Raw genomic sequence first — 13,229 nt, 5'->3', positions numbered from 1 at the left:
TGCGTTGCAACGGCCTTGGGGTGGCCTCGAACGCGCGATTGCAGCAAGTTGGATTTATTGTTTGCCGATCGCACCTTCAAGTTTTGCTTGGAGAAATGCTATCGGCTCCTGGATCGTAATCGGCCCTCCAGCCGTTAAAATCCGCGTAAGTTTGTGCTCATCCACCGGATAAATGACGATGAGCTGAGTAGCGTTCACGTAAATTTTTTCATCTGCTTCAGATGTCAGCTCAAGCCACATTTTAGTGCTCCTAGGTCGTGCCGATGAACCACTCTCGACGCTGGCGACGCGAGGGCGAGCTGCGAATGCTGCAAGCTATTTCGTCTGGTCCAAGTGAGTACTGCCAAACGGCAAGACCACATTAACCTGTCGTTTGGGCGGTCCGGCGATGCTTATGGAGAAGACTGCCAAGGTCATTCCAGCCATCAAAAAAAATATAAAGAAGAAAACCCCGCTTAGTGAGGAACTGGACTTTGACGTAGATTGATAAGACATTTCTTGATCTCATTGGGGGGGCGAGACGAGGCAGGGCGGTACGTGGCGTATCGCCCTGCTGTAAAATTCAGGCGAAGCCCAGAAATGACAGGATAACCCCGATGATGACAATTGCTCCAACAAGCCAGATTAAGCTGTTCATCGTTTATCTCCTTCATGGCTACAGTGTTGGTGGGGTAGCTACCGTTACTGGATCACCTGGACGACGTTGCGTGTCTGCGGATCGACGATGACACGCTGCTCATTGACGATGGTGTAGGAGTAACGGGGATCTTCCGCGATCGGCATCAAAACCACCTCTTGTGGCAAAGGCTTCCCAACGACGACAGCCTGTTCGACGACGACTGAACGCTGTACAGGTTGCTGTCGAACATAGGTGACAACACGTTCCGGCGGGGGATCAATGACAGCGCCTGCGATCGCGCCGGCGACGCCGCCAACTGCAGCGCCCACGGGACCGCCTACGATTGCACCAGTGATGGCACCACCAGCCGCCCCGGTAACTGCACCGTCTTCTGCAAAAGCGGCGCCGCTGAGCACAGTGGCGAGGGCTGATGCGAGAATGAGTTTCGTTTTCATGACAGGCTCCTTTTCCGTTTACAGCAGCACAACGTCATTCAACTGAAGCTGTTCCCCCCTAGGGCTAGAGTCTCGTTTCCGTGAGACGAACGCAGGAACATGGTAGGGCTAAAGTCCTGTATCGCCACAGTAAACGTCGGCCGTAAGCCGCCCGCAGGGAACAAACTTGGGCGCGTTCCATTCACGCTGGATTGGACATGGGAGCCGACGATGGACACTAGTTTGCGTGAAGCCCGCTGGCTTCTGATACCGGTCGTGGGACTGATCTTTGCAACGCTCGCAACTGGCCTACTGGCAGGTTGAACCGTAGATCGCTAGACGATAGTGCGATTGCGGAGGACCATCGCAGCTTCCGTTCTGTTGCTGGTGCCGAGTTTTGCAAAAATATGGGTCATATGCTGTTTGATTGTCTTTTCGTGGACGCCGAGCCGGAGCGCTATGCGCTTATTGCTGAGTCCTTCCGCAACTAGGTCGAGGACCTCCTGCTCGCGGCTCGTCAAGTGGTTGATCGGGTTGGGCTGCTTTGCCAAGGCTGCGGCCGATGACATGTCGGAGAGCAACCGCGCCGACAATGTCGGGGAAACATATGTCTCTCCGGCAGCGACGGATGTTACTATGTCGGCAAGCACACGCGATCCGACACCCTTCAAAACATAGGCCTTTGCCCCTTTGTCCAGGGCGCTCATGACGTCGTCGCTTGTTTCTGAGACTGTCAGCATCATTATCTTTTGCTCAGAGTTGATATCCAGGATAGGCAGGATCGCATTCAACCCACCCCCTGGCATCGAAATATCCATGAGCAGGATATCGGGCTTCAGGGTAGCGCAGATCTCAAGCGCGTCCTCCCTTGTTGAGCCTTCGCCGACTATTTTGAAACCTTGGATTTCCGTAAGAATCCGCATGACGCCTTCACGGAAAAGCGGGTGATCGTCGATGACCGCAATTGTTATCTCTCCCATCACGAGGGCTCCATTTCATCTAAGTTTAAGGACATACACAGCTCCGTTCCCCTGTCCGATGTCTTCAGTTCAAATGTTCCCCCGAGGCTTTCAACCCGTTCTCGTAGACCCGACAAGCCAAGGCTGGACGGCTGGATTTTAGTTGGGTCAAAGCCTGGACCGCTGTCGCCAACTTTAACAGCGACAACCCGCCCGTCGTAGGTCTGGATGACATATTGCCCAACGCCACCCCCGTGACGATACCCGTTGTTGAGCGCCTCCTGCAGAAACCGAAACACGCAGATTTTCGCTGAGATCGAGAGCTGAGGAGACGTGGGTGACAGGGAAAGTTCTACCCGTGTGCCTGTGCGCTCAGAATGGGATTTGAGGGCGCGTTCGATTACTTCCCGCAAATCGGCTCCTTCGATCTGGGGCAGGACGAGACCGCTGCAGATCGTGCGGATTTCCTGCATAGCGTCGTCCAGACTGGATTTGATTGACGCGATCTCGCCGTCCCGTACCTTACGCGAAGTTCGAGGGTTGCTGATAATCTCGCTGTCGACCTTCAGTGCGGCCAAGGCGACCAGCTGCGCCGGGCCATCGTGGAGTTCGGCCCCAAGGCGTCTGAGGTACCGTTCATTGAGGGCCGTCGTGCGCTGGCTCGCCCGTTGGAGCTTCGCGCTTAGCTCGCCGTTCTGCAATAGAAGTTCAGACAGCTCGTGGATGCGACGCTTCAGCGCCTTATCTTGGCTGTCTATTATCTTGCTACCTCTAAACACGAGGGCCGACAAAATTGCAAAAAATGACATCGTGAATGCTACGACCGCGAGCCAGCTCTGCAAGCGTGCGTGGTTCAGACTGTGCTGAAACTCGGTGGCGATTTCATAAAACTCCAAGACGCCGACGACTTCACCCGACCATGGTTGGAGGACCGGATTGTAAATTTCGAGCACTGGCAAGCCACTATTTCGCACGGTTTCACTGCCAACATCGTCGGCATGGTCGTATTCGGCAACCATCGTCCCAGTTAACGCTGTTTGCAGCCCGTCGCTAATCGGCAGCTTTCTTCCGATTAGCGCTTTTTCGTTTGAATACAGAATGGTGCCATCTGCACGCCACAGCCGAAACGACATTAGGCGTCTCCCTAGGGTACCTTGGCCCAATGTCTCGTCCAGCGCTCTTTGTACCGACTCGCTAAGATCATTGTTGGTTTGCATGTCGGGTAGAAGGGGCGCAATGACACTGTCCACGTAGAGAGCGGTCGCAGCCCCGGTATTCCTAGTGACTGCGGCTTCAATCAGACTGGTAACGAACGCTCCGACTATGATCGTCGCGCCAAGAGACACCAAACCTCCGATGAGGAGAAACTGCTGGGCCAAACTGGGGGTATTCCAGCGGTAACGCTCCGCGAACAACCGCATGATCGATTCAGCTCCCAAACGCACGCTTTAATTTTGGCGTGCCATCTATCGTCCCAAGTAAGGCGCGACGGCTGTTCGTCAATAATGCAGGCCTGATAGAAAAAGGAATGTTGGTGCGACGTCGAAGGGGAAAATTGCGGAGCCAAGGCTGCCGTCTTAAATTTGGGTAGGAGCGCAGGCATCAACTTTCGCTCCATTCAACGTCTCGAGTTCTGAAAGGACGGGTCACCTTCAGTGTAAGACTAGTTGGTGCGGAGGATCGCTTCTACCGGCAGATATTACTGTTGTGTCTAGGTCTGATCGATATCCGCCAAAGGTCCGACACGCATCCAAAGGAGAAGGTCCCACTGACCATCCTAAGAAGACCGATGCGCGATGAGCTTTGTCCGTCTCGCCACCCGCGAATGAAAGGTGCGATGGTTAAGTCTATGCCATCGGGACCAGCGGTGCTACGCGACGGATGTCACCCAGGGGTTCTGGTGTTCGGCCTCCCGTGTACGGACCTTGAAGAAGCGCTACTGTAAACTTGGTTCTTCTCAGTGCGGCTTGACGGCGCCCAGCCACACTGGCCGTTGACACTGTTCCCATCGGTCAGGCCTGCCGACTGAGCGGCCCAGCGGCACTCTAGCCGAGATAACGCAGCGAGCAGACAGGTAGTATACACAGGGACAGGAGGTCCGCCGTCAGTTCTGCCGGAGGATACCAGCTTCACGCGCAGCGAATTCAAATGCAGCGCGGGCCTCGGCGTTCGTATTTGTTCCCGCCAGAGCACCCAAGCAAGCACGCCGGGCAGTGGCCTGGCTGGCTCCCCTACCTTCCGGCCATTTAGACAGCAGGTAGGCGAGAGCGTCGCGCGGATTTCGAATAACGTCAAAATGATCCTCGCACTCTTTTTTCAGCTCGACGTTCGCATCCCAAATTGTTGTGTTCATAAAACACTCCATTGGCTAGTGCTTCAAGCATGGTTGGCTCGCCATCTGACGAGGCTCGTCGAACGTGTTTCCTCATCGCAATGGGGCGCTGGTCTAGGTATCCGCGGATATTTTGCGTACATGGACAAATGCAACTCGGTAGACGTTTTGAGACTGTCGGCTTTCTCGACTGACTCCAGGTCCCTACGCGAACTCCGATTTACGTTTGAGGAGAAGTCGTATACGCCTCAAGGCAAGGTTGCGGAGAAGATACCCTGACAATTGACGACCGGGTTAAGAAGGTCGGCCGATCGATTTGGCCATCATAATATGGCTGGGGCGCCACATTCAGTGGATCTTCTGGATACAGACCTCCGGCGAAGGCGAGGCGCAATCTCATTAGTATTTCTTGCATGGCCTGTATGGTCTCGACTGACTCCCACCCTTTCCTGGTCGCTTCGGCGATGATCTCCTGCATGACGACTTCTACGCACTCTTGACATTGCAGGTCACGATCAGGATGGTTTTCGCATAGTTTCGGGGCTTCGATATTCATGTGCTCCTCCTTGAATTCTGTAACACAAGTGATCAATCCTGCTTCCTCGCAGACCCAGTAAGAATACCTTCGGTGCAGGGCCCATCCTGCAGTAACGAACATTACCGATACCGCGCAGCCCGATCCGCCTCTAGGAATGTTTCGCGGTTGTCTTCGTGAAAAGTCTTTCCCTAATTATGGGCTACGTGCCGCAGCGAACTGTCCCCCGGCGTTTCAATTGTTTAAGTTCCTCTGCGCGGCCATGAGAAAGCGCTCGCCATAACCTTGCGTCACCCCGTCTACAATCGGGATGTCGCAGACTTCGGTCCGCAGAGAGGCGACCGGTTCGGAACGTTCTTCGGAGAGTAAAGGGTTCCGTTCCGGCCGGAGTGTGCTCCCGGCCGTTCCTGGTTTTATGCATATTGACGCTGATCAATATGGTGAATTGCACTGTCGTCTTGGCCCGTTGTAGGGCTGGTATGTGTTGTCGTACGTTCTGTAGCTGCGGTAGCGATTTGCGCACCATTCCACGTGACTGCCACCGTATCGAACCGGCCGATCTGCAACCGCTCCTCCAATAATGGCGCCGGCGGCAAATGCACCCAACGGGAACCATGCGCCGTTATATCGACGATACCCGCGGCGACGTTCGTAGTATCCACGGTGGCCGTTGTAGTAAGTCTCATTCCCACGACGGTAATATCCGTGACGTCTGCGCAAGTCATCGCCATCGAGTCGGCGATATTGCACGACATCAACGCCTTGGCCTAGTTGAGCAATTTGGTTGGGGCGAGGCGCTATAAACGCTTCTGCAGGAGCGAATGAGGTTGCGAGCATTGCCACCGAGAGCGCCAGGGGCGAGATATTCAAACCTAATATTTGCATCGTTTTAATCTTTCCATTCGGCGATTACTCCATCGCCAAATGAACGACCAGCCACCGTCTATGTTCCGTAAATCCAGCATCTGGGACCTTTGCGCTTTGACACAAGACCTTAGTCCCGGTGTGGCATCGAACGATGCCGCTGCTTGGTAATCGCAGGGCCCGACCCGAGCTAGACAAGCGCGATGACGAAGTCGCGCGTTGGACACGAAGAGGATCACTACAGAACTACCTCCTTCCCTCATGCGCACTAAGCGCTAGATTGTGTGTGGAGACATGAAAGCGATACGAATGCCGGGCACACCCTAAGGTAATGACGGCAAATCTGCTGTCGTGACTATGTCAGGTGGCGATCGGTTGGCTCTCGACTATGAGCCGAACTCGTTTGAAAGGCGATCTGTGAAAATACTTGTGTTGAACTGCGGCAGTTCCAGCCTAAAAGCCGGCGTTTTCGAGATTGCCGAAAAGGCGACTGAAATCTTCAAAGCGACTTACGAGAAATTTGAGGCGGGATGCTGTTCCTATAAGATCACCAAGGGCGGGCGGACAGAAACCGGGCAAGCGTCACTTGGCGACATTGCCGCCGCCTTGGTTGCTCTTCCGCAAATTCTTGATGATCACGGGATTACCAAACTGGAGGCGGTTGGCCATCGTATCGTGCACGGGGGCGAAAAGTTCCGAACCACAGCGGTCCTCGACGAATCGACGATTGCAGCGATCGAGGCGCTGACGCCGTTGGCGCCGCTGCACAATCCCGCCAATCTGCTGGCTGTGCGCATTGCGAAGGAAGTCTGGCCGAGCCTGCCTCAGGTCGCGGTCTTCGACACCGCATTCCATGGCACCAATCCGCCACGCGCAACGATCTACGCCGTGCCGAAGGCTTGGCGCGATGCCGGTCTGCGGCGTTTTGGATTTCATGGCACCTCACACAAGTATGTGGCCATGCGCGCCGCAGAGGAGATTGGCGTACCGCTGCGTGATCTCCAGATTGTCAGCGTGCATCTTGGCAATGGTGCCAGTGTCTGCGCGGTCAACCGCGGGGAGAGCATTGATACCTCGATGGGCATGACACCGCTCGAGGGATTGGTGATGGGAACGCGCTCCGGCGACGTTGACCCAGGCCTGTTTGGATTCCTGTCACGGCAACGTGGCCTTTCGATCGCGGAGGTAGAGGACGCTCTCTATTCGCAGAGCGGGCTGAAGGGACTAACGGGCTCATCCGACATGCGCGATGTCGAAGATCGGGCCAGTAAAGGTGATACCGAAGCCCAGCTTGCCATCGAATTGTTCGCCTATCGTGCTCGGAAATACATTGGTGCCTACGCGGCGGCGATGGGTGGCCTTGATGCTGTCGTCTTTACCGGAGGCATCGGCGAGAACTCCCCGTCAATGCGTCGGCGCATCTGCGATGGACTGGAGTTCATGGGTTTGCGGCTCGACCACGACCGAAACCAGTTTGTCGAACTTGCTAAGCATGCTGCACCGCAGATCCAGGCCTATGGCGCCAGGGTACGGGTCATCGTCACAGAGACTGCCGAGCAATTGATGATCGCCCGGGAGACGGCCGCCGCTTTGGCGCCGAAGGCAACAGTGCCTGAACCGATCCCTGTCGCGGTATCGGCCCGTCACGTTCACCTGTCCCGACCAGCGGTCGAGGCCCTGTTTGGTGCCGGATACCAATTGACGCCTGCCGTTCCTCTGCGCCAGCCCGGACAATGGGTCGCAAGCGAGCGCGTCACGTTAGAGGGGCCCAAAGGTCGCCTGGAGCGCGTCGCCATCCTCGGCCCCGAGCGTCTGCGGACGCAGATCGAAATCTCAAGAACGGATGGTTTTGCGCTCGGCATTGATGCGCCCGTTCGCGATAGTGGCAAACTCGATGGTACGCCAATGGTTCGCCTCATCGGCCCCGTCGGGAACCTCAATACCGATGGGCTGATCGTGGCCGCGCGGCATCTTCATACCAATCCGGATGATGCCGAACGCCTGGGCCTTGCGGACGGTATGCTGGTGGACGTTCACATCGGCGATGAAGAGCGCGGGCTGGTGTTTGGCAAGACGCTTATCCGCGTCAGCGCGGACGCCGTAACCGAGATGCATATCGACACCGATGAGGCAAACGCCGCCGATATCCGCGTCAGCGGTGAAGGATCGCTCGTTCCCGATCTTCGCGCAGTCGCAGTGGCGAACAGAGAATAAGGCTCTATTGTAGGCCTCTGCTCCCTTGCCGAAACGAAGGGCACGCTGGAGATGCTCGCCGGATATGCGACCCCTGGCCGCACGGGTTATGTCTGTCGGCTCGCGTTTGTCTGGGACGAATGGACCCAAGGTCCGCTTGATGCGTTAGCGTCTATAGAGACGCCAAGAACGGTGCTTCGAGTTCGCAGCCGAATCCGCCTCCACTACGCAAATTTCTAGGTCTGCGAAACCAGGAGCCAATATGAGCGATCCCCTGAATGCAGCTATTGAGTCTGAACGTCTTTCGCAGCGCGAATTGCATGACATCAACGCGTACTGGCGGGCGGCAAATTATCTGACGATCGGCCAGATATATTTGATGGACAATCCACTGTTGCGCGAACCGCTTCGGTTGGAGCATGTCAAACCAAGGCTCTTGGGCCACTGGGGTACATCGCCGGGCCTAAGTTTCATCTACGCGCATCTGAACCGAGTTATCCTAGCCCGTGACGAGGACGTCATCTACGTCTGTGGGCCTGGCCATGGCGGCCCTGCCATGGTCGCCAACACCTATCTCGAAGGAACCTATAGCGAACTCTATCCAGACATCACGCTCGACGAGGCGGGAATGCGAAAACTGTTCCGGCAGTTTTCCTTTCCGGGCGGGATACCGAGCCATGCGGCGCCCGATGTTCCCGGTTCCATACATGAGGGTGGCGAACTCGGCTATGCACTTTCACATGCCTTTGGCGCTGCTTTTGATAACCCAAATCTCCTCGTCGCCTGCGTCGTGGGCGATGGAGAAGCGGAAACCGGGCCGCTGGCGGCCGCGTGGCATTCGAACAAGTTCTTGAACCCTGCTCGCGACGGCGCCGTTTTGCCGATCCTGCATTTGAATGGCTACAAGATCGCCAATCCGACTATTCTGGCGCGCATACCAGAGGACGAACTTCGTGCGTTGTTCATCGGCTACGGCTACGAACCGCTGTTTGTAGAGGGGCACGAACCAGTACTGATGCACGAACGAATGGCCGTTGTGCTCGACCAGGCGATGAACAAAATTCATGACATTCAAAACGCAGCGCGGGGCGGCTCTAAACAGTCCTCGCGTCCCAAGTGGCCGATGATCGTCTTGCGGAGCCCAAAGGGCTGGACGGGACCGAAAGAGGTCGATGGCCTCAAAACAGAAGGGTTCTGGCGGTCGCATCAGGTACCGCTTTCGGGGATCGCGGGAAATCCGGATCATCTGAAGCTATTGGAGGAATGGCTGAGAAGCTATCGGCCAGAAGAGCTTTTTGACGCGACAGGCGCTCCCTTGGCATCAATCCGTGAGACGGCGCCGCAAGGCTTGCGTCGGATGAGCGCCAACCCACATGCCAACGGTGGTCTTCTGCGCAAATCCCTCAATCTCCCCGGATTGCACGATCATGCAGTGGTAACCGGGCAGCCAGGGATTACGAAAGCCGAATCCACAAAAGCGATGGGCGATTTCCTGCGCGCCGTGATGGAGCTGAACGATGCTGCCAAGAACTTCCGCATCGTTGGTCCCGACGAGACCGCGTCTAACCGGCTACAGGATGTCTTTCAAGTGACAGAACGCGCCTGGATGGAGACAATCCTTCCGGAGGACGTTCACCTTGGGCGCGAAGGCAGAGTTATGGAAATCCTATCCGAACACACCTGCCAGGGCTGGCTCGAAGGCTACCTCCTCACCGGCCGGCACGGGCTGTTTTCCTGCTACGAGGCGTTCATTCACATCGTCGATTCGATGTTCAACCAGCACGCGAAGTGGCTGGATGCGTGCGAGGATATTCCGTGGAGGAGACCCGTCCCGTCGCTGAATTATCTGTTGTCGAGCCATGTCTGGCATCAGGAACACAATGGTTTCAGCCATCAAGATCCAGGCTTTATCGATGTCGCCCTCAACAAGAAAGCTGACATCGTGCGTGTCTACTTGCCGCCGGATGCAAACACACTGCTCTGCGTGACGGATCATGTCCTGCGCACGTGGAACCGTATCAACATCATCGTCGCCGGCAAGCCACCGTCGTGGCAGTGGCTGTCCATGGACAAGGCGATCGTTCATTGCCGGGCGGGGATAGGCATTTGGGACTGGGCGTCGACCAATAGCGAAAGCGAGCCCGACTTGGTTCTGGCGTGTGCCGGCGACGTTCCCACGCTGGAGACGCTTGCCGCAGTGCAGATCCTCAAGGGGGTTGCGCCGGATCTGGCCATTAGGGTTGTGAACGTCGTGGATTTGATGACGCTGCAGCCAAAAGAGCATCATCCGCATGGCCTCTCAGACAAGCAGTTCGACGCGCTGTTTACCACCGACAAGCCAGTCATCTTCGCCTACCACGGCTATCCCTGGACTATCCATCGTCTCACCTATCGTAGAACCAATCATAACAACATCCATGTGCGCGGCTACAACGAGGAAGGCACGACGACGACGCCCTTCGACATGACTGTGCTGAACGGGCTCGACCGTTACCATATTGTCCATAGCGTGCTGGATTGGGTGCCGGAACTGAAAAGCGTCCGCGTCGGGTTGAAGCAAGTGATGGACAGCAAATTGCTTGAGCACCGGGCGTATATTCGCGCGCATGGGCAAGACATGCCGGAGATTCGCGATTGGCAGTGGGTGGATGAGGGCGCGTCGATCAGGGGCTGAGGCGTAAGATCGTCGGATACCCCTGCGCATTCACTTGTGGAAATATTGTGATCGCGCCGGAATGGCCAAGGCGGTAAATGGCAGAACTGACTCTGCTAGGTGGGGAGGGCTGCCAGAAATTTCAGAGCTGGCAGCTCTTTTGCACTCACTGCAGCAAAGCGCTGGAGCCGTGCCCCTGGATAAGACACAGCTGCTCACCGGCAAGTCGAAGTAGAACCTTTTTGCGTGCAGTTTCGTGCGAGCTGGTCGACATTCTCGCTAAATTGTGTGTGCTCTTCGTCACAATTTCGTATCAGATTGGTTCAACCATTTACGTCGTATTATCGACCGCAACCAACGCCTGCGGGGTCTGGGCTTTTCGTCATAATGTCACGAGGGGTCCATGATAACAGGGACGTTATGTCGCCTCCTTCGCAGCCAAGGAAGATGCTGATGCCGGTACTGAGCAATGGAAATGAGCTTTCCGTCTGGGAAGACGTGAATAATGAAAGCCCGGACGCAATTCTCTTCACGATAACCGACGCTGCGGGTGAAGTGGTTGGCCCGATAGGCGCACAGCCCGACTATTTTTTCGGGTCAGTCGATGTCGCCTCAGTCGATGTCTTCGATGGTTTCTTCACCGTAACGAGCTTTACCAATGACGGCAGGAACGAGATCTTCTCAAGGGTAGAAACGCATGTCTTCGACAATGAGGGCAACTATATTCGTACCTTGTCCGCCCAGGCTGCCTATCTCTCCACAGACATCGTTTCCGTCACGGCCGAAAGCCCCGACGACATTACGGTCACCTATGGTGGTGCAAACGAGTATTTTGGCGGCGAAAACACACAATACGGTGAGCATCAGATCATTCTAACGGATGGCCTGCTTCAACCTGATACATTTATCAATCATTCCCCGACCGTTACTGACTTGACCTTCACGCTTTCTACCGGGGAGATCCTCGACGATATTAAGTTCAGCTCTTCGGACAAAGACTTCGACCTGCTGTCGTTCGTCATTCTCGATGGACCCGACCATGGGAGAGTGGTGCAAGAAACCCGCTTCGAGCCCGGCTCCTATCCGTTTCCGCAGGGCGAATACGGCGGAAGTGTTCATTACCATCAGGATTTCCTGAACGGCAACTTCTTCGATTACCTGCCGGATGTGGGTTTTTCTGGCACTGACACGTTTACAATCTATGCCACGGACGGCCAAGGCAACAGCAATGTTGCAACCATTACCATCATGATCGCGCCACCGGCAGAGTTTATTGTGCTGACGAATGGCAGGGACACGGTCAGTTACAAGGCCTTCGATCATGCGGTTGTGGTCGATGCCAAGGAAGGTAGCGACAGCATTACCGGTAGCAAATTTGACGACATAATGGATGGCAATAAGGGACACGACAATCTGCGTGGGGGGGCTGGCGATGATGTCCTAACCGGAGGATTGGGCAATGATCGCATATCGGGTGGTGTTGGTGATGATGTCTTGAACGGTGGTTTCGGCCTCGACTTTCTGACGGGTGGAAAGGGCCACGATGCCTTCGTTTTCGATGTCACACCGCGTGTGGCCGATCTTGACTGGATGACTGATTTCCGCTCCTCGGACGACGAGATTCGCTTGGACAACTTAGCATTCACCGGACTTGTTGAAGGAACTCTGGACGCTAAAGCCTTTATTACCGGCAAGGTTGCCCTAGACGCGGATGACCGCATTATTTTCAACAGGGATACGGGTGTTTTGTCGTTCGATGTCGATGGTGTGGGCGGACTGGCGGCAGTGAAGTTTGCGATGGTAACCTTTGGAACGGGATTGGCTGCTGGCGACTTTTTTGTCGTCTAATCTGTTCGTCACGTCAGGAAGCAGACGTGCCTTGATATGTCAAAGTGAGTAAAACGTGTGTCGTGCCTTTTGGAGTTGCCCCCGCAGGGTGCCCGGCATTCGAAATGACGTTATGTGAACAAGGCAGAAGCACGGGCGAGAAAAAGATATCCGATTAGACGGTCTCAAATTTGATTTCGTTCTTCGCGAACGAAGCGAGCCTGACCTCCATATCTGCCCTTTATACGAGACTATACGGTGGCCCTGTCAAAGGGCTGATAGTGAAGTTAAACGCCGATCGTGCGTTAGTCTGCGGGATTGATGAAGATACGATTTATCGCCTTCGGCGCTGACATCAATCGATTTCTCGACAGTAGCGTTACTGGCTAAAAATCGCCGGTGAGCGGTTCGAACGGGTGAGGGCGGTGGAAGCGGAAATTTCGCTCGGAGGGTGTGGTAGCGTTTTGCCTTCCGCACTTCTGCCGGATAACAGTTGAGCGAACCTAGACATGTGCCTTACCGAAGGCGAACTCGCCATCATCCGGCTCATTGTATAGCGATGCAAAAAAGACGGCCGCGTATAAAACCCCCACCAATGTCAACACGATCCATCCCGCAACAGGCCCGAGAGCTGCATTGTGGATCAGGTCACTCCATTTGCTGACAACCTGCGCATTCGTATCGTCAGGAAGCATGTAATGGCCCCATAAATATCCGGACACGATCTCCCACTTAACAAGTGTGCGAGGTAATGTGCCCATTATGACTAGTCACAATCCGAAGATAGAAGTCCTGCCCGGTCCTGAGCGCCGC

Annotated in this window: 11 protein-coding genes; 3 read left to right on the top strand and 8 right to left on the bottom strand. The window is 55.4% G+C overall.

The window, feature by feature from the left end:
- Positions 1-54: 54 nt before the first annotated feature.
- The 7 genes from ACP7E6_RS14065 to ACP7E6_RS14035 all read right to left on the bottom strand — a co-directional run bounded on the left by ACP7E6_RS14065 (position 55) and on the right by ACP7E6_RS14035 (position 5,758).
- Positions 55-240, bottom strand: coding sequence for a hypothetical protein (locus ACP7E6_RS14065; protein ID WP_426230347.1), 186 nt, complete (start codon positions 238-240; stop codon positions 55-57).
- Positions 241-681: 441 nt separating this feature from the next.
- Positions 682-1,074 carry a DUF1236 domain-containing protein gene (locus ACP7E6_RS14060; protein ID WP_426230346.1) on the bottom strand — a complete coding sequence of 131 codons (393 nt, stop codon included), beginning with the start codon at positions 1,072-1,074 and terminating at the stop codon, positions 682-684.
- Between the two features lie 314 nt (positions 1,075-1,388).
- Positions 1,389-2,036, bottom strand: coding sequence for a response regulator (locus tag ACP7E6_RS14055; protein WP_426230345.1), 648 nt, complete (start codon positions 2,034-2,036; stop codon positions 1,389-1,391).
- Positions 2,033-3,433, bottom strand: coding sequence for a sensor histidine kinase (locus ACP7E6_RS14050; RefSeq protein ID WP_426230344.1), 1,401 nt, complete (start codon positions 3,431-3,433; stop codon positions 2,033-2,035). The genes ACP7E6_RS14055 and ACP7E6_RS14050 overlap by 4 nt, the downstream gene beginning before the upstream one ends.
- Positions 3,434-4,116: 683 nt before the next feature.
- Entirely contained in the window at positions 4,117-4,365 is a 249-nt protein-coding gene (locus ACP7E6_RS14045; RefSeq protein WP_426230343.1) for a DUF982 domain-containing protein, read from the bottom strand.
- Positions 4,366-4,564: 199 nt separating this feature from the next.
- Entirely contained in the window at positions 4,565-4,900 is a 336-nt protein-coding gene (locus tag ACP7E6_RS14040; RefSeq protein ID WP_426230342.1) for a hypothetical protein, read from the bottom strand.
- Positions 4,901-5,311: 411 nt separating this feature from the next.
- On the bottom strand, positions 5,312-5,758 hold the full coding sequence (locus ACP7E6_RS14035; protein ID WP_426230753.1) for a BA14K family protein: 447 nt from the start codon (positions 5,756-5,758) through the stop codon (positions 5,312-5,314).
- A gap of 402 nt (positions 5,759-6,160) precedes the next feature.
- Here ACP7E6_RS14035 and ACP7E6_RS14030 point away from each other — a divergent pair, with 402 nt between their 5' ends.
- The 3 genes from ACP7E6_RS14030 (at position 6,161) to ACP7E6_RS14020 (ending at position 12,437) form a co-directional block, all read left to right on the top strand.
- Positions 6,161-7,957 carry an acetate/propionate family kinase gene (locus ACP7E6_RS14030; RefSeq protein WP_426230341.1) on the top strand — a complete coding sequence of 599 codons (1,797 nt, stop codon included), beginning with the start codon at positions 6,161-6,163 and terminating at the stop codon, positions 7,955-7,957.
- Positions 7,958-8,198: 241 nt separating this feature from the next.
- A complete protein-coding gene (locus ACP7E6_RS14025) occupies positions 8,199-10,610 on the top strand; it encodes a phosphoketolase family protein (RefSeq protein WP_426230340.1) in 2,412 nt (803 codons plus the stop codon).
- Positions 10,611-11,042: 432 nt separating this feature from the next.
- On the top strand, positions 11,043-12,437 hold the full coding sequence (locus ACP7E6_RS14020; protein WP_426230339.1) for an Ig-like domain-containing protein: 1,395 nt from the start codon (positions 11,043-11,045) through the stop codon (positions 12,435-12,437).
- A gap of 482 nt (positions 12,438-12,919) precedes the next feature.
- Here the strand turns inward: ACP7E6_RS14020 and ACP7E6_RS14015 are convergent, their stop codons facing one another.
- Complete coding sequence (locus ACP7E6_RS14015; protein ID WP_426230338.1) at positions 12,920-13,111, bottom strand: hypothetical protein; 192 nt, start codon at positions 13,109-13,111, stop codon at positions 12,920-12,922.
- Between the last annotated feature and the right edge of the window lie 118 nt (positions 13,112-13,229).

The organism is Pararhizobium sp. DWP3-4, from assembly GCF_049898205.1.
In the GTDB taxonomy this organism is placed as follows: domain Bacteria; phylum Pseudomonadota; class Alphaproteobacteria; order Rhizobiales; family Rhizobiaceae; genus Pararhizobium.
This window is presented reverse-complemented; position numbering and strand designations above follow the sequence as displayed.

What these genes read in the sequence shown, in the direction of transcription:
- ACP7E6_RS14065 (WP_426230347.1), bottom strand. Translation starts at nt 240, where the DNA reads ATGTGGCTTGAGCTGACATCTGAAGCAGATGAAAAAATTTACGTGAAC.
- ACP7E6_RS14060 (WP_426230346.1), bottom strand. Translation starts at nt 1,074, where the DNA reads ATGAAAACGAAACTCATTCTCGCATCAGCCCTCGCCACTGTGCTCAGC.
- ACP7E6_RS14050 (WP_426230344.1), bottom strand. Translation starts at nt 3,433, where the DNA reads ATGCGGTTGTTCGCGGAGCGTTACCGCTGGAATACCCCCAGTTTGGCC.
- ACP7E6_RS14045 (WP_426230343.1), bottom strand. Translation starts at nt 4,365, where the DNA reads ATGAACACAACAATTTGGGATGCGAACGTCGAGCTGAAAAAAGAGTGC.
- ACP7E6_RS14040 (WP_426230342.1), bottom strand. Translation starts at nt 4,900, where the DNA reads ATGAATATCGAAGCCCCGAAACTATGCGAAAACCATCCTGATCGTGAC.
- ACP7E6_RS14025 (WP_426230340.1), top strand. Translation starts at nt 8,199, where the DNA reads ATGAGCGATCCCCTGAATGCAGCTATTGAGTCTGAACGTCTTTCGCAG.
- ACP7E6_RS14020 (WP_426230339.1), top strand. Translation starts at nt 11,043, where the DNA reads ATGCCGGTACTGAGCAATGGAAATGAGCTTTCCGTCTGGGAAGACGTG.
- ACP7E6_RS14015 (WP_426230338.1), bottom strand. Translation starts at nt 13,111, where the DNA reads ATGCTTCCTGACGATACGAATGCGCAGGTTGTCAGCAAATGGAGTGAC.